Annotated in this window: 13 protein-coding genes; 8 read left to right on the plus strand and 5 right to left on the minus strand. The window is 72.6% G+C overall.

From position 1 onward, the window contains the following. Window positions 1-81 precede the first annotated feature (81 nt). Window positions 82-894, minus strand: a complete 813-nt coding sequence (locus GXP74_RS28355; RefSeq protein WP_182454078.1) for a thioesterase II family protein — start codon at window positions 892-894, stop codon at window positions 82-84. Between the two features lie 168 nt (window positions 895-1,062). Here GXP74_RS28355 and GXP74_RS28360 point away from each other — a divergent pair, with 168 nt between their 5' ends. After that, window positions 1,063-1,686: a TetR/AcrR family transcriptional regulator gene (locus tag GXP74_RS28360; protein ID WP_225448259.1), complete on the plus strand. Its 624-nt coding sequence runs from the start codon at window positions 1,063-1,065 to the stop codon at window positions 1,684-1,686. Between the two features lie 22 nt (window positions 1,687-1,708). Here the strand turns inward: GXP74_RS28360 and GXP74_RS28365 are convergent, their stop codons facing one another. Further along, entirely contained in the window at window positions 1,709-2,293 is a 585-nt protein-coding gene (locus GXP74_RS28365; protein ID WP_182454079.1) for a hypothetical protein, read from the minus strand. Window positions 2,294-2,589: 296 nt separating this feature from the next. Between GXP74_RS28365 and GXP74_RS28370 the strand changes: the two genes are divergently transcribed. The 4 genes from GXP74_RS28370 to GXP74_RS28385 all read left to right on the plus strand — a co-directional run bounded on the left by GXP74_RS28370 (window position 2,590) and on the right by GXP74_RS28385 (window position 7,571). Beyond that, entirely contained in the window at window positions 2,590-3,690 is a 1,101-nt protein-coding gene (locus tag GXP74_RS28370; protein ID WP_225448260.1) for a cytochrome P450, read from the plus strand. A gap of 132 nt (window positions 3,691-3,822) precedes the next feature. Further along, window positions 3,823-4,356 (plus strand): hypothetical protein, encoded by a 534-nt coding sequence (locus tag GXP74_RS28375; RefSeq protein WP_182454081.1) that lies wholly within the window; start codon window positions 3,823-3,825, stop codon window positions 4,354-4,356. A 61-nt stretch (window positions 4,357-4,417) separates the two neighbouring features. Next, window positions 4,418-5,917, plus strand: coding sequence for an MFS transporter (locus GXP74_RS28380; RefSeq protein WP_182454082.1), 1,500 nt, complete (start codon window positions 4,418-4,420; stop codon window positions 5,915-5,917). Between the two features lie 181 nt (window positions 5,918-6,098). Then, window positions 6,099-7,571, plus strand: coding sequence for an MDR family MFS transporter (locus GXP74_RS28385; RefSeq protein WP_182454083.1), 1,473 nt, complete (start codon window positions 6,099-6,101; stop codon window positions 7,569-7,571). A 54-nt stretch (window positions 7,572-7,625) separates the two neighbouring features. Here the strand turns inward: GXP74_RS28385 and GXP74_RS28390 are convergent, their stop codons facing one another. Both GXP74_RS28390 and GXP74_RS28395 read right to left on the minus strand, forming a co-directional pair. Then, entirely contained in the window at window positions 7,626-8,186 is a 561-nt protein-coding gene (locus tag GXP74_RS28390; protein WP_182454084.1) for a nuclear transport factor 2 family protein, read from the minus strand. 117 nt (window positions 8,187-8,303) lie between these two features. Continuing rightward, window positions 8,304-8,498 carry a ferredoxin gene (locus tag GXP74_RS28395; RefSeq protein WP_182454085.1) on the minus strand — a complete coding sequence of 65 codons (195 nt, stop codon included), beginning with the start codon at window positions 8,496-8,498 and terminating at the stop codon, window positions 8,304-8,306. 194 nt (window positions 8,499-8,692) lie between these two features. Between GXP74_RS28395 and GXP74_RS28400 the strand changes: the two genes are divergently transcribed. From GXP74_RS28400 to GXP74_RS28410, 3 genes are read left to right on the plus strand one after another with little or no spacing between them, the layout of a single operon-like run. Further along, the gene (locus GXP74_RS28400) at window positions 8,693-10,246 is read left to right on the plus strand and encodes an FAD-dependent oxidoreductase (RefSeq protein ID WP_225448261.1); all 1,554 of its coding nucleotides are present in this window, start codon (window positions 8,693-8,695) and stop codon (window positions 10,244-10,246) included. An 18-nt stretch (window positions 10,247-10,264) separates the two neighbouring features. Continuing rightward, entirely contained in the window at window positions 10,265-11,494 is a 1,230-nt protein-coding gene (locus GXP74_RS28405; RefSeq protein ID WP_182454086.1) for a cytochrome P450, read from the plus strand. A gap of 47 nt (window positions 11,495-11,541) precedes the next feature. Beyond that, on the plus strand, window positions 11,542-12,117 hold the full coding sequence (locus GXP74_RS28410) for a TIGR03086 family metal-binding protein (protein ID WP_182454087.1): 576 nt from the start codon (window positions 11,542-11,544) through the stop codon (window positions 12,115-12,117). 76 nt (window positions 12,118-12,193) lie between these two features. Here the strand turns inward: GXP74_RS28410 and GXP74_RS28415 are convergent, their stop codons facing one another. Beyond that, window positions 12,194-16,813, minus strand: a complete 4,620-nt coding sequence (locus GXP74_RS28415) for a type I polyketide synthase (protein ID WP_370468468.1) — start codon at window positions 16,811-16,813, stop codon at window positions 12,194-12,196. Between the last annotated feature and the right edge of the window lies 1 nt (window position 16,814).

Raw genomic sequence — 16,814 nt, forward strand, 5'->3', positions numbered from 1 at the left:
TGCCTGCGGAGGATGTGCCTGCGGGGGATGTGCCTGAAGCGGGTGTCGCCTCGGGGGGCGTCTCGCGCTCTTCCGGTCCGGTCATGAGCCGCTCGCCAGGCTGTCGGCGGCGGCTCGGGCGACCGCGTCGCCGAGCACGGTGCGCAGCCGGGCCGCGAACGCGTCGGGCGACTCGCGCAGGAAGAAGAAGTGGCCGCCCTCGAAGCGGTGCGGCGTGCAGCGCACCGAGCTGCGCCGGCCCCAGTCGAGCGCGTCGGCCGCCGGGACCAGTGGGTCGTCGGCGCCCTGGAAGACGTCGATCGGACAGGACAGCGGCTCGCCGACCTCGCTGCCGCGACCGGCGCAGATCCGCAGGTCGGTGCGGGTCAGCGCGACGGCCGAGTGCAGCCAGTCCGGGTAGCGCAGCAGCTCGGGCGACAGGCCGCCGATGTCGAGCATGGTCCGGATCAGCGCGTCGTCGGTGTCCTCGGCGTGGCCCGCCAGCGCGGTGCCGCGCTGCGGCGCCCGGCAGGCTCCGACGACCAGGGCGACCGGCGGCGTCGCGCCGCGCCGCTGCCGACGGGCGATCAGGTCGTGCGCCACCAGCGCGCCCATGCTGTGGCCGTAGCAGGCGTAGGCGCCGCCGCTCAGGTACGGATCGAGCGAGCGGTCGAGCTCGGCCACCAGCTCGGCCAGGCTGCCCGGCATCCGGTGGCCCAGACGGCCCTCGCGGCCCGGAAGCTGGACCGCGACCACCTCGATCCGGGGTTCCAGGGACCGGCGCAGCGCGTTGAACGCCGAGGCCCCGCCACCGGCGTGGTGGAAGCAGAACAGCCGCAGCCGGTCAGTGTCCGAGGGCTCGGACAGCAGGTACGCCGTGGACGGCCGCGATCCACCGGGCCGGCCAGCTTGCACGCCTTGCCACACAGTGATCCTCCCCTAAGGCTCTGACGTCATGCTCGGCGCGACTGGTTAGCCGGGCCTTAGGCCGTTCTTTGACGGGCCTACAATCGGGGTACCAATCCGCCGGCACGGTGTTCCGCGCCACCCCCGCTCGGCAGGAGCGTCAGGAGACTCGTCCACGTGACTTCACACACCCCCGCGACCGCCGGTGCGGCCGTGCCCGCCGGATCACTGCGCGCGGACGCCCGCCGCAACCGGGCCCGGGTCCTGGAGGCGGCACAGGCGGCCTTCGCGACCGAGGGCCTGTCGGTGCCCCTCGACGAGATCGCCCGCCGGGCGGGCGTCGGCGCCGGTACGGTGCACCGGCACTTCCCGAGCAAGGAGGCGCTGTTCGAGGCGGTGATGGTCAACCGCCTTCAGCAGTACATAGATTCAGCGCGGGAGCTGGCCGCCTCCGGACGCCCCGGCGCGGCCCTCTTCGACTTCCTCTCCCGGATGACCGAGCAGGCGGCGATGAAGAAGGACCTCGCCGACGCCCTGGCCGGGGCCGGGATCGACGTCTCGGGTGCCACCTCGGCGGTCACCCAGGAGCTGCGGGACGCGATCGGGACCCTGCTGGTCCAGGCTCAGCAGGCCGGTACGGTCCGCCCGGACGTGGGCAACGCGCAGCTGATGGCCCTGGTGGCGGGTGTCTTCCTGGCCACCCGCCGCAGCAGTGACCCGCGTTTCGCCGAGCAGGTGATGACCGTGGTCCTGGACGGGCTGCGGACCGGGGCACCGGCGGCCGGGGCCGGAACGCCCTGATCCGCCCCGGCCGGCCCGGCCGTCACTGCGGCGCTGTCGCGCCGGGCAGGCAGAGCTGGATCCAGCCGTTCAGCGACTTCCCCAACTGGGTGATCTCGAAGTGCCGTTGGCCCACCATGCCCTGGTACCGCCCCGAGACGCCGATGGCCGGGAGGTACTCCCAGGTGCCCTTCTTCGCGGCCGCGGTGATGTCGTAGAAGCCCTGCGTCTGGATGACGCCGTCGGCGAACTCGATCTGCTCGTCGGAGTACTCGGCCAGGTCCCCGTTCTTCAGCCGGAGCGAGACGTTGGCCTTCCCGTACACGGTGGCGACCTTCTTCCCGGACGAGTCGTACAGGTAGTCCAGGTAGGTCGAGCTGCCGCCGATGCTCTCCGGGTAGGGGCCGCCGAGGTCCTGCACCGAACCGTCGATGATGCCCTCGGTCATGCCCTTCATGGTGATGCAGCCCTGGGCCGGTGCCGACTGCGGGGCCTGGGCCGGTTGCTGCGCCGGGGCGGCGGCGGCCCGGGGGACGCTCGCTCCGCCCAGTACCGCGTCCGCGCCGAGTACCGTGACGCACACGGCGAGCACGGTCAGCGCACTGCGCGAACGAATTCCACGGGCCATGGTGTTCCTCCCACAATCCTGCCGCCGTTGCCCGGCACGCTAAGGGCCCGCGCTAAAGCCGACCTTGGCCCGGTGCCGCCCCGCGCGCGCATAAGCGGCACGCAAGGGTGCCTTTAGCCGCCGCGTGGACGGTACGTCCGGGCCACCGCCCATTTCAGCAGCACATGGACATGGAGGAGAGGGACTTGACCGAGAGCACGGACTCCACGCCACCGAGTTTTCCGATGGCCCGTGGATGCCCCTTCCAGCCTCCGCCCCAGTACGCCGAGTTGCGGGCGGAGAGCCCCGTAGCGCAGGTGACGCTCCCCAGCGGCAGCACGGCCTGGGCCATCAGCAGCTACGAGCTGGTCCGCGAGTTCCTGGCGGACCCCCGGACCAGCGCGAACCGCGCGCACCCCAACTACCCGTCGGTGCTGCCCCGCCAGCCGGTCTCCAGCAAGGAGGCCAAGGGGCTGCTGACCTGGATGGACCCGCCGGAGCACACGATCCACCGGCGGATGGTCGTGAACGAGTTCACCGCCAAGCGGGTCGCGGCCATGGCCCCGCGCATCCGTGAGATCACCGACTCCTGCCTGGACGACATGATCAAGAGTGGCGGCCCGGTCGACCTGGTGCAGAGCCTGTCCCTGGCCGTGCCGTCGCGGGTGATCTGCGAACTGCTCGGGGTTCCGTACGAGGACCGCGAGCTGTTCGACCGGCGGTCGGCGATCATCCTCAACCACCAGAGCTCGGTCGAGGACCGGATGACCGCCTGGCGCGGGCTGCGCGGCTACCTCGGCGAGCTGGTCACCGCCAAGGCGAACGACCCCGGCGACGACCTGCTGAGCAGGCTGGTGAAGAAGTACCAGGACGCGGGCACCTTCGACCTGGAGATCCTCACCGGCGTCGCCAACGCGCTGCTGGTCGCCGGCCACGAGACGACCGCCAACATGATCTCGCTGGGGACCGTGTTCTTCCTCCAGCACCCGGAGGAGCTGGCCCAGTTCAAGGCCAACCCGGAGACGGCCCCGCAGGTGGTCGAGGAGCTGCTGCGCTACTTCAGCATCGCCGACTACTCGACCAGCCGGGTGACCACCGCCGACATGGAGATCGGCGGCGTGTTCATCCCCGAGGGTTCCGGGGTCATCGCCCTCAACTCGGCGGCCGACCACGACGAGGCGGAGTTCGAGCGCCCCGGCGAGTTCGACGCGCACCGCGACGCCCGGCGGCAGATGGCCTTCGGGTACGGCATCCACCAGTGCCTGGGCCAGAGCCTGGCCCGCCTGGAGCTGGAGATCGTCTTCACCCGCCTGTTCGAGCGCATTCCGGACCTGCGCCTGGACGCCACCACCGAAGAGCTCTCCTTCAAGCACAACGCGGCCTTCTACGGCATCTTCGAGGTGCCCGTTTCCTGGTGACAGCGTGGTGACCGCACGCCCCGGGCGCCCCTGAGCCGACCGGCTCAGGGCGTGTCCGGCGGCCTGTGTCCGACTGCCGCGTCCCACCCGCCGCGTCCGACTGTGGAGACACCCGACAGACAAGAGGAGCCCATGTCCCTCCGCCTGCGCCCGGGGTCGGCACGCCGGGCCCGGATGACCGCCCTGTTCGCAGTCCTGCTGCTGACGCCCTGCACCGTGTCCTGCGGTGGCCGGAGCACCCCCGAGGCCCTGCCCGGCTGCGTGGTCCTGGACAACCTGACCGAGCAGTTCACGGCCACCGTGCAGAGCCAGTTGGCGTCCGCGCCCTCCGGGGGGATCGGGGACAGCAGCGTCTCCGTCGGGCGCCTCTACTCCACGGCGACCTCCGCGAAGGTCTACGGCGAGAACTACGTGCGCATGCGGCTGTCCGACGGGCACCTGCTCGGATACGCCAACGACCTGATCGAGTTCGGCGACGGCACCGTCCAGGCCCAGGGCTTCTACGACCTGACCAACGCCGACGCCGGGCAGCAGGAGTTCATCCCGACGATCGGCACCACCGGGGTCTTCCGCAACAAGCTGGGGCGGTTCACCTTCCGCACCGAGCAGGCGGGCAAGCAGTTCAGCGCGTCGATCGAGATGTGCCCGGCCGGAATCCTCAAATAGGGCGTCGCACGCCGGCACGGCCCGGCAAATCGTGACCAGCTGTCACGGATCGGAGCAGAGAATGGCTGGACGAGCACGCACGGCACTGGCCTTCCTGGCCGCGTCACTGCCCATGCTGATGGTGTCGCTGAACAACCTCGTGGTGACCAACGCGCTGCCGGAGATCAGCTCCTCGCTGTCGACCAGCGTGAGCGGCCTGCAGTGGGTGGTGAACGGGTACATCCTGGCCTTCGCGGGCCTGCTGCTGACCGGCGCCGCGCTGGGCGACCGGTACGGGCGGCGGACGGTGTTCCTCGGCGGCATCGTGCTGTTCACCCTCGGCTCGATCGGCTGCGCCCTCTCCGACTCGGTCACCACCCTGGTCGCCGCCCGGGTGCTCCAGGGCCTGGGCGCGGCCGCCGTGCAGCCGCTGTCGCTGACGCTGGTGGCCGGAGCCGTGCCGGAGAGCCGGCGCAGTGCCGCGATCGGCATGTGGGGCGGCGTGAACGGGCTCGGCGTGGCGCTCGGCCCGCTGGTCGGCGGCGCGGTCACCGAGGGGCTGTCCTGGCAGTGGATCTTCTGGGTGAACGTGCCGGTCGCGCTGGTGGCGATGATCCTGGTGCCGACGGTGCTGGCCGAGTCGAAGGGCCAGGACCGCAGCCTGGACCTGCTCGGGATGCTGCTGGTGAGCGGCACGGTGACGTTGGCGGTCTGGGTGATCGTGAACGCCGGCAGCGTCGGTTGGGGGTCCCCGGTGACCCTCGGCGGAGGCGTCGGCACGGCGCTGCTGCTGGCCGCGTTCATGCGCTGGGAGCGGGTGGCGAAGAGCCCGCTGCTGCCGCTGCACTTCTACCGGATACCGGCGTTCGTCCTGAGCAACATCGCCTCGCTCGCCATGTACTTCGGTGTGTTCGGGTCGATCTTCTTCCTCTCCCAGTACCTGCAGGGCCCGCTGGGCTTCTCGCCGCTCACGGCGGGGGTGCGCACCCTGCCCTGGACGGCGATGCCGATGGTGGTCGCGCCGATCGTCGGCCCGTTCATCGACCGGATCGGCGGCGGTCGGCTGATGACCGCCGGGCTGGTCATCCAGGCCGGCGCGCTCGCCTGGATCGCCGCGATCGCCAGGATCGACCTGCCGTACGCGCAGCTGGTCCCGCCGCTGCTCTTCGCCGGGGTCGGCATGGGGCTGGTGTTCGCGCCGACCATGGCGGTGGTGCTGGGCTCCGTGCGCCAGCACGAGTACGGCAAGGCGTCGGGCGCGAACAACACCGTCCGCGAGGTCGGCGGGGCACTCGGGGTGGCGGTGCTGACCACGGTCTTCCGGGCGCACTTCGTCGACACCAGCGACCTGTTCAAGCTGCGGCAGGAACTGCTGTCCCCGGTGGACAGCGCCACCGCGTTCGTCCGCGGCATGAAGTGGGTGATCTGGCTGGGCGCCGGTGTGGTGGCGATCGGCGGTCTGGCCGCCGCCTTCATCCCGCGCCGACTGCTCGGCTCGACTGCCGCGCCCGCCGAGCAGTCGGCGTCCGAACCGGCAGGTTCCGCGGAGCGCGGACCGGAGAGCGTGAGGACCCTCCCCTAGCGCCCGCTGCTGCCTCTCCGGCCGTGCCGGGAAGGGACGTTGACATACGGGGCGCACGCCCCGTATCGTCTGGCGAGGGGTCAGCCAGCTTTGTTGGCAGGCGATTTGTCCGGGTACGGTCCGGCCGCCGCCCCCTTCTCCCCTGACAGTCACGCCACACACCCGAGGGGTGCACCTCAGCATGACGAGTGCGAACGAGACGGAGCGCCTCGACCCGGCGCTGCGGAGGCTGATGAGGATCCTCATCATCGGCACCGGCGCGGCACTGCTGGACACCACGGTCGTCAACGTCGCGATCAACACCCTGCGCCAGGACCTGGGCGTCCCGGTGGCGACCGTGCAATGGGTGAACACCGGCTACCTGCTGGCACTGGGGATGGTCATCCCGCTGACCACCTGGTCGGTCGCCCGCTTCGGCGCCAAGCAGATGTGGATGTTCGGCCTGACCACGTTCCTGATCGGCTCGGTGCTCTCCGGCTGCTCCTGGGACATCGGCAGCCTGATCGCCTTCCGCGTGCTCCAGGGCATCGGCGGCGGCCTGCTGGTCCCGATCATGCAGACGCTGCTGGTGCAGGCCACCGGCGGACGCCGGATCGGGCGGGTGATGGCGGTCGTCGGCATGCCGTCGATGATCATCCCCATCCTCGGCCCCTTCATCGGCGGGCTGATCCTCAGCAACCTGAGCTGGCGCTGGATGTTCTTCATCAACATCCCGATCTGCCTCACCGGCCTGTACCTGGCCTGGCGCGGGCTGCCGGACGACTCGCAGACCCGCAAGCGCAAGCGCCTGGACGTGCTCGGCCTGGTGCTGCTGTCCCCCGCGCTCGCCGCCCTGCTCTACGGCCTGTCACAGGTCAGCGGCCCCGGCGGCTTCGGCCGGGTGGAGGCCTTCGCCCCGGTGCTCGCGGGCGCGGCGCTGCTGGCCCTGTTCGCCTGGCACGCGCTGCACACCGAGGAACCGGTCGTCGACCTGCGGCTGTTCGCGATCCGCTCGTTCACCGGTTCGGCGGTGCTGCTGTTCATCTCCGGGCTCTCGCTGTACGGCGTGATGATGCTGCTGCCGCTCTACTACCAGCAGGCGGGCGGCTACTCGGCGCTGACGACCGGTCTGCTGCTGGTCCCGCAGGGCATCGGCGGGCTGCTCACCCGTGGCATCGCCGGGCGGACCACCGACCGGCTCGGCCCGCGTCCGGTGGTGCTGGCCGGTATGGCCCTCACCGTCCTGGGCACCCTCGCCTACACGGACGCGGGACCGCACCCGAACAACTGGCTGCTCAGCATCTGCCTGGTGATCCGCGGCGGCGGACTCGGCGCGGCCACGGTCTCGGTCATGGCCGCCGCCTACCAGGGCATGCCGCCCGCGCTCATCCCGCACGCCAGCAGCACCACCAGGATCCTGCAGCAGGTCGGCGGTTCCTTCGGCACCGCGCTGCTCGCGGTGATCCTGCAGAGTCAGATCGCCGATCACGCGGCGACGGCCGCGGGCCGGGCGGCGGCGTTCGGGAACACCTTCTGGTGGACGATCGGCTTCGCGGTCTTCTCCGTGGTACCGGTCATGCTGCTGCCGCGGAAGCGGCCCGAGGCCGCCGAGGAGCCCGCCAAGGCCCAGCCGGACCAGCCGGCCGACGCCGAGGGCGATCCGGTGGCGAAGTGACGTGACGACGTCCCCGACCTGCCCGGGGACGTCGCGCGACCGGCCTCGGGTGGGTCAGGCGAGGCTGTCCAGCACGGTGACCAGCTGCGGGATCGTCCCGGCCGCCGCGGAACCGCCGATGATGTTCGAGTAGTCGTGCCAGCTGACGATCTCGCCGCAGCGCACCGTCAGCACACCGATCGACGAGTTCAGCGTGAACGCGTCCCCGGTGGCGGTCACCACGCCCTGGATCTCCAGCTCGAACACCACCACGCCCGGGTCCTGGCCCTGGTAGTAGGTCGGGTTCACCTGCTGGATCTCCAGCGCCTGCGAGGCCGGGTTCGAGCTGCCGGCCTGGAAGTGCGCCAGGATCGCGGCGCTCCCGGTGATGGTCTGCGGCGTGCCGGGTATCGCGAACGGCATCACGTACACGGCGTTCTCGGCGAAGTTGGTGGGCAGCACCTTGGTCTGCACGCTGGCCGCGATCTGCTCCGCCACCTGCAACGCGGTCAGCTCGCCCGAGCTCTGGGCGGTAGCGCCCGGGGTGGTCGTCGCGGCGTCCGCCACCGCGGGTACCGCGGCCAGCGCCCCGGTCATCACGCTGGCCAGCAGGAAGGATCTCCGGACTACGGTCATGCTGTTCGACCTCCATGGTCGTGGTGACGAAATGGTGCGGGCACCGCCTCGATCTGAGGGGCGGTGCCCGTCGTGCTGTGCGCGTGAAGCCTGTTCAGTTGTCGACCCGGGGCCGGGTCAGTCCGCGACCAGCCGCAGCGCCCTGGACGGGCACAACGAGACCGCCCGCCGGACCACCGCCTCCTCCTCCGGGGCGGGCTGCCGCAGCAGCACCACCAGACCGTCGTCGTCGTCCTGGTCGAAGACGTCCGGAACGTTCCTCGTGCACTGGCCCGCGCCCGCGCAGACGTCCCTGTCGATCTCGATGCCCATGGTTCTCCGAATCCTCGGCTCCGCCGCGACGGCACCAAGCCTCGGCAGGAGCGATAAAGCGCCACTAAAGCCGTCGGTTTTAGGGGCGGTTTAGCCGGGACCAGCAGGCTGGGCACTCAGCTGCGACGTCCACCGAAACGAGGCCCGGACGGACCGGCCGGTCTCTTCAGAACCCCGCACAACCGGAGGCGCTTATGCCCATCGACCGCAGGACCCTCCTACGCGCGGGAGCCGGGGCGACACTGCTGTCGATCCCCGGCATCGTGGGGATGACCGGGGCCAGGAGCGCCCCGGCCCGGGGGGACACGCCGAGACCGTGGGACACGACGACGCCCTGGGACACGCTGGCCGGACGGCTGAGCGGGTCGCTGGTGCTGCCCTCGGACGCCGGCTACGCGGTGGCGAAGCAGTCGCACTGGTCCGAGTTCGACACCATCGATCCGAACGCGGTGGCCTACTGCGCGTCGTCGGCGGACGTGGCGGCCTGTGTGCTCTTCGCCCAGGACAACGGCGTCCAGGTCGCGGTGCGCAGCGGCGGGCACAGTCCCGGCGGCTACTCGACCACCACCGGCCTGGTCGTCGACGTGTCCCGGCTGAACCAACTGCGGGTCGGCGACTCGACGGTGACCGTGGGCGCGGGGACCCAGCAGATCGACGTGCTGGGCCCGCTGGCGGCCCGGGGGCTGGCCCTCAGCGGCGGTTCCTGTCCGACGGTGGGTCTCGGCGGCTTCGTCCAGGGGGGCGGCTTCGGGCTGCTGACCCGTGCCCAGGGGATGGCCTGCGACCACCTGGTCTCCGCCGAGGTGGTGCTGGCGGACGGCCGGATCGTGAGCTGCTCCGAGAACGAGGAGCCCGACCTCTACTGGGCCCTGCGCGGCGGCGGCGGAGGCAACTTCGGGGTGGTGACGCAGTTCGAGCTGGCCCCGGTGGTGATCTCCCAGCTGTCCAGCTACGAGCTCAGCTGGCCCTGGGCCGACGCGGCCACCGCGATCGCCGCCTGGCAGGACTGGATCGCCACCGCGCCGCGGGAGCTGTCCTCCATCCTGACGGTGACCCTGCCCGACGCGCAGCCGGGGGCCGTCCCGCTGGTCCTGGTCACCGGGGCCTGGTGCGGCACGCCCGGCCTGCTGGACGGCTGCCTGGACGCGCTGGTGACCGCGGTCGGCACCGCGCCGACCGCCAGGACCAGCACCGCCGGGACCTACCAGGACACCATGATGGCCACCTACGGCTGCGCCGACCTGAGCGCCGACCAGTGCCACAGCGTCGGGTACTCCCCCGTCGCCGAACTGCCGCGCGGCGAGTACCTGCTCGCCCGCAGCCGCATGATCAGCACGGAGCTGCCGTCCGTCGGGGTGGACGCCCTGCTGGCCGCGTTCGACGCGGACCGGACCGCCGGGCACACCCGGGCGCTGAACTTCGCCGCCCTGGGCGGCAAGGTGAACGACGTGGACCGGACCGCCACCGCCTACGTGCACCGGGACACCCGGTTCCTGGCGCTGTTCGCGGACTCGCTGCCGACCGGCACGCCCACCCCGCAGGACCGGGCCGCGGCCGAGAGCTGGGCGGCGGGCGGCTTCCTGACGGTCGACCCCTACTCGAACCACGAGACGTACCAGAACTACACCGACCCGGCGCTGGCGGACTGGCGCTCCGCCTACTACGCGGAGAACTACCCCCGCCTGGCCGAGGTGAAGTACCAGTACGACCCGAACCGGTTCTTCCGGTTCGCCCAAGCCATCGACTGACCCGACCGAGGAGACCGCATGACCGAGCTGTCCACCGCCCCGCCTCCGTCGGCGGGCGTCGAGTTCCCACTGCCGCGCACCTGCCCGTACGCTCCCCCGGAGGGCTACGCGCGGTTCCGCGACACCGACCCGCTGGTCCGGGTGACGCTCTACAACGGCACCTCGGCCTGGCTGGTGACGCGCCTCGCGGAGGCGCAGGACCTGCTGACCGACGAGCGGCTGTCCGCCAACTCGCGCAGTGAGGGCTACCCGTTCGTGGTGGCCCGGATGGAGGGGATGAAGGAGCAGCCGCCCTCCTTCATCGGGATGGACGCGCCGCACCACACCGTCCACCGCCGCATGCTGATCCCGGACTTCAGCGTCAAGCGGATGCGCGCCATCCGCCCGTACATCGAGCAGATCGTCAACGGGCTGATCGACCGGATGCTGGAGAAGGGCGAGCCGGTCGACCTGGTGAAGGAGTTCGCGCTCCCGGTGCCGTCCATCGTGATCGCCGAACTGCTGGGCGTGCCCGAGGAGGACGACGACTTCTTCGTGGAGCAGAGCTCGCTGATGATCCAGGCGACCACCCCCGGGGCCGCCCGCGACGCGGGGGCGCAACTGGCCGGCTACGTCAACAAGCTGATCTCCAAGAAGGAGCAGGAGCAGGGCGACCCGGAGGAGCAGGGCCTGATCGGGCGGCTCACCCTGGAACAGCTCGCCGACGGCTCGCTGGCCCGGCAGGACCTGGTGCAGATGGCGCTGCTGCTGCTGGTCGCCGGGCACCAGACCACCTCCTCGATGATCTCGCTCAGCGTCGCGACGCTGCTGCAGCACCCGGACCAGCTCGCCGCGCTGAAGGCGGACCCGTCCGGGCTCCCGGCGGCGGTGGAGGAACTGCTGCGCTTCCTGTCCATCACCGACGTGTCGGCGATGCGGGTGGCGACCGCCGACATCCCGGTGGGCGACCAGCTCATCCGGGCCGGCGAGGGCGTGGTGGTGGTCAGCACCCTGGTCAACCGGGACGAGCGGGCGTTCCCCGACCCGGACCGGCTGGACCTGACCCGGGACGCCCGGTCGCACATGTCGTTCAGCCACGGGTCCCACCAGTGCCTGGGGCAGAACCTGGCGCGGCTGGAGGTGGAGGTGGCCCTCGGCGTGCTGTTCGAGCGCATTCCGACGCTGCGGCTGGCCGCCCCGATGGAGTCGCTCTCGGTCCGGGGCGCCGGGGACGTCCAGGGCGTCAACGAGCTCCCGGTCACCTGGTAGCGGCGCCCGTCCCGTTGCCCGTCCCGTTGCCAACCGAAGGAGAGAGCATGGATCTGCGTGAGCCGTTGTCCACCGCGAGCGCCACGATGGCGGGGCTGGTGGGCGCCGTGAAGCCGGACCAGTTGACCGTCACCACCCCCTGTGCCGGTTTCGATGTGCGCGGACTGGTCAACCACCTGATCAACTGGGCGCCCACCATCGAGGCGGTGGGCCTGCGGAAGTCCGCCGTCGTCGACCGCGAGGCGGCGCGGCGGGACCACACCGGGGGCGACTGGCAGGCCGACTACCTGGCCTGGCTCGACCGGATCGAGCGGGCCTGGAGCGCCGACGCGGCCTGGGAGGGCTCCGCCGACGTCAACGGCGTCGTCGTCCCGGCCCGGGTCATCGGCGAGAAGACCCTGGTCGAACTGGTCGTCCACGGCTGGGACCTGGCGCGCGCCACCGGCCAGGAGTTCCACTGCGGCGACGCCGCGGCGGAGCAGGCCCGCCGGGTGATCCTGGAGACTGCGGAGGAGACCCGGTCGCTGGGCATGTTCGGCCCGGAGCTGGAGGCCCCGGCGTCGGCCACGGCGCTGGAACGCGCGCTGGCGTGCAGCGGGCGCGACCCCGCCTGGTCCGCCTGAGCGGTATCCGCCCGCACCGCGGCACGGCGAAACGGCCACCGGGTCCTCTCGGTGGCCGTTTCGCCGTGTTCCGCGCTCAGCCGACGAGCAGCGTGCCCAGGTGGGTGGCGAGCTCGCGCGGGGTGGGGTGGTCGAAGGCGGTCTTGGGGCCGATGTCGACGCCGAGGTCCTCGCGCAGGCCGGTGCAGAGCTCCATCACGGTCAGTGAGGCGAAGCCCAGCTCCAGGAAGTTCCGGTCGCCGTCGATGTCGCCGGGCGCCGTCGCCAGCACCGCCGCGGCCTGTGCCACGACCAGGTCGAGCAGCAGCGACTGGCGCTCGGCCGGGTCCGCGGCGAGCAGTCGCCTTTGCAGCTCCGCCGGTTCCCGGTCACCGCCGCGCGCACCCGCCGCCGCCGGACGGGCGGCCGACAGGTCGGACAGCAGCCGGGGCGGCTGCCCCGGGTAGGCCCGCCAGTCGAGGTCGGCCAGGACCAGCCCGCCGCCCCCGGTCCACGACGGCAGTCCGCCGAGCAGCATGGCCGGGACCAGCGGGCGCAGCGGCTGCGGTCGCGGGTCGTCGGTCGGCAGCCCCCAGGCGACGGCGGTACCGGGCTGTCCGGCCCGGCGGCGGGCCCGGACCAGGGCGTCGCCGAAGGCGGCGGCGACCGCCGCGCCGGTGCGGCCCGGCCCGCCGCCGGTTCCTTCGGTGGGTCCTTCGCCGGGATGGAACGCGCTGAAGACCGCGAAGACCTCCGGCTGGGCAGGGCCGGTGAGCTCGTGCAGCGTCCGCAGCGCGGCGATCGCGGCGGTCCCGTCGTCCGGCTGGTCCGAGTCCGGCTGGTCCGAGTCCGACGGGTCCGAGTCCGGCTGGATGTGCACCACGGCCGTCAGCGGGTGTTCGCCGGGGATCCGCGCCAGCAGCGCCGCCAGCGCGTCCGGTCCGGCGTCGTCCGGCAGCACGCTCACCGCGCAGCCGGAGCCCTCCAGTTCGGCCGTGAGCCCGGCGTCGGGTCGGGCTCCGGGACCCGTCAGCAGCAGCGCCGCGGCGCCCTCGCGGGCGGCCCAGCGGGCGACCTCCGCTCCCAGCCCCCTGGTGCCGCCGTGCACCAGCACGGTCCCGTGCGGACGCCAGCGCTCGGTGCGGGCGTCGTTCAGCGGCGCCTCGACCAGGCGGCGGACCAGCGGTCCGGCCGGGCGCAGCGCCACCTCGCGCTCGCCGTCCGGGGTGCCCAGCACCGCCGCCAGCCGGTCCCGGGCCGCCGGGTCCAGCACCGGCGGCAGGTCGACCAGTCCGCCCGCGCGCAGCCCGCTGCCCTCGGCGGCGGTCCGGCCCAGGCCCCACAGCGGGGCGGCGGCCAGGTCGGCGCCCGGGTCGAGGTTGTCCGCGGCGACCGCGTCGCGGGTCAGCAGCCAGGTCGGCGCCGCGATCGCGGCCCCTTCCAGCGCGGTCAGCAGCGCGCTGGTGTCCCGGAGCAGCTCGACGCCGTCGCCCTGCCCGGACTCCGGGCGGGTGAGCGCGAGCAGCGACAGCACCCCGGCGATCGGGGGCGCGGCGGGGTCGGGCAGCCACCGCGTCCCCGGTCCGGTGAGCCGGTCCAGCGGCAGCGGCAGCGGGGTCGCGCCGTGCGCGGCCAGGGTGTCGCGGACGGCGTCGGCCAGGTCCTGGTCGGCGCCCCGGGTCGGCAGCACCAGCAGCCAGCTGCCCGCGAGCGTCGGCGCCGGCGCGGACGGCAGCGGCCGCCACACCGTGCGGTAGCCGCAGCGGCGGTGTCGGCGCCAGGCGCCCAGGGCCGGGGCGAGTTGCGCCAGCGCCGCGCGGCCCGCCTCGGCCAGGCCCAGCTCCGAGGCGAGTCCGGCGAGCTGCCGCTGCTCGACCGCCTGCCAGAAGGCGGTGTCCTCGGCGGCGCTCTCCTCGGCCGAGTCGAGCCAGTAGCGCCTGCGCTGGAACGGGTAGCCGGGCAGGTCGGCCCCGGCCGCGCCGTCCGGCAGCAGGGCGCCCCAGTCGATGGTCCGGCCGGTGGCCCACAGCCGGGCGGCGGCGGTGGTGACCGCCGCCGTCTCGTCCCGGTCCCGGCGCAGCGCGGAGACGACGACGGCCGACCGGTCGCGGCCCAGGCTGTCGACCGTCAGCGGGCCGAGCACCGCGTCGGGTCCCAGCTCCAGGTAGGTCCGGACGCCGTGCTCGCGCAGGGCGGTGACGCCGTCGGCGAAGCGGACGGCCTGCCGGGCGTGCCGCACCCAGTAGTCGGGGGTGCACAGCTCGTCCGGGTCGGCGATCCGGCCGGTGAGGTTGGAGACCACCGGGATCGCCGGACGGCGGAACTCCACGGCCTCGGCGACCGCGCGGAACTCGTCGAGCATGCCGTCCATGTGCGGTGAGTGGAAGGCGTGGCTGACCGTGAGCCGGCGGACCTTGCGGCCCTGCCCGGAGAGCACCCTGGACAGGTCCTCGACGGCCGCGCCGTCCCCGGAGACCACCAGCGAGGTCGGCCCGTTGACGGCGGCCAGGCTCAGCCGGTCCTCCTTGCCCGCCAGCAGCGGCAGCACCGCCTCTTCGGCGGCCTGGACGGCGAGCATCGCGCCGCCCTCGGGCATCGCCTGCATCAACCGGCCACGCGCCGCAACCAACGCACACGCGTCCGACAACGACAGCACACCCGCCACATACGCCGCCACCAACTCACCCACCGAATGCCCACCCACCACATCCGGCACCACCCCCCACGACTCGAACAACCGGAACAACCCCACCTCCACCGCGAACAACCCCGGCTGCGTGAACTCCGTCCGATCCAACACACCCCCCACACCACCCCACAACACCCCACCCAAACCACAACCCACCGACTCGAACCCCGCCACCACCTCATCCACCGCACCCGCGAACACCCCGAACCGACCCCGCAAACCCCCACCCATCCCCACCCGCTGACTACCCTGACCCGTGAACAACACCGCCAACCCACCACCCACACCAGCGCTACCGGCGACCCCGCGCACCAGCGCGCCGGAGCGGCGCCCCTCGGCCAGCGCGTCGAGGGCCTCCAGCAGCTCCTCCCGGTTCTCGCCCACCACCGCGGCCCGGTGCGGGAACACCGACCTGCCGGTACCCAGGGTCCGGGCGACGTCGGGCGGGCGCAGGTCGGGGAACCGGCGCAGGTGCGAGCCGAGTTCCGCGGCCTGGGCGAGCAGGCCCGGCTCGTCCTTCGCGGAGAGCACCCACGGCAGCGCCCCCGGCCGGACCGGCTCGGGCTCGGACCCGGGCGCGGCCGGGGCCTGCTCCAGGATGACGTGGGCGTTGGTGCCGCTGATGCCGAACGAGGACACCGCCGACCGGCGCGCGCGCCCGGTGCCCGGCCAGGGCACCGACTCGGTCAGCAGCGCGACCCCGCCGCCGTTCCAGTCGACGTGCGGGGTGGGCGCGTCGATGTGCAGGCTGGGCGGGAGCAGGCCGTGCTCCATCGCCAGCACCATCTTGATCACCCCGGCCACCCCGGCCGCGGCCTGGGTGTGACCGATGTTCGACTTCACCGAACCCAACCACAGCGGCTGCTCCGCCGACCGGTCCCGACCGTAGGTCGCCAACAGCGCCTGTACCTCGATCGGGTCACCGAGGGTGGTACCGGTACCGTGCCCCTCGACCGCGTCCACCTGGTCGGCCCCGAGCCGGGCGTCGGCCAGCGCCTGCCGGATCACCCGTTCCTGGGAGGGGCCGTTGGGGGCGGTCAGGCCGTTGCTCGCGCCGTCCTGGTTCACCGCGCTGCCCCGGAGCAGGCCGAGTACCCGGTGTCCGTTGCGCCGGGCGTCGGACAGCCGCTCCAGCAGCAGCATGCCCGCGCCCTCGGCCCAGCCGGTGCCGTCGGCGGCTGCCGCGAAGGGCTTGCAGCGCCCGTTCGGGGCCAGTCCGCGCTGGCGGCTGAACTCGACGAACACGCCGGGCGAGGCCATCACCGTCACCCCGCCGACCAGCGCCATCGAGCACTCGCCCTTGCGCAGTGCGTCGGCCGCCAGGTGCATGCCCACCAGCGAGGAGGAGCAGGCGGTGTCCACGGTGACCGCCGGGCCCTCAAGGCCGAAGGTGTAGGCGATCCGGCCGGAGGCGACGCTCCCGGCGCTGCCGGTCCCCAGGAAGCCCTCGTACTCCGTGGGGATACTGCGCAGCCGGGTGGCGTAGTCGCCGTACATGACGCCGACGAACACACCGGTGGCGCTGCCGCGCAGGCTCGCCGGGTCGATCCCGGCCCGTTCCAGGGTCTGCCAGGTGATCTCCAGCAGCAGCCGCTGCTGCGGATCGATGGAGACCGCCTCCCGCGGGCTGACGTCGAAGAAGCCGGCGTCGAACTCGGCCGCGTCGTAGAGGAAGCCGCCGTGCCGGGTGTACGAGGTACCGGGGGTGTCCGGGTCCGGGTCGTAGATGGCGTCGACGTTCCAGCCGCGGTCGGTCGGGAACTCGGCGATGGCGTCGCCGCCCTCGGACACCAACCGCCACAGGTCCTCCGGCGAGCGCACCCCGCCGGGGTAGCGGCAGCCCATGCCGATGATCGCGACCGGCTCCGCCCGGGCCGCCGTGAGCTGCTGGTTGTGCTGCCGCAGCCGCTCGTTCTCCTTGACCGAGGCCCGGAGCGCCTGCACCAGTTTCGCGGTCGAGGACGCCGGGGGTGCGGACACCGCCGTGGAGGTCGTCAGGGAAGTGGTCTTTTCCGGGGATGTCGTCACA

This window comes from Streptacidiphilus sp. P02-A3a (genome assembly GCF_014084105.1).
Lineage (GTDB): Bacteria > Actinomycetota > Actinomycetes > Streptomycetales > Streptomycetaceae > Streptacidiphilus.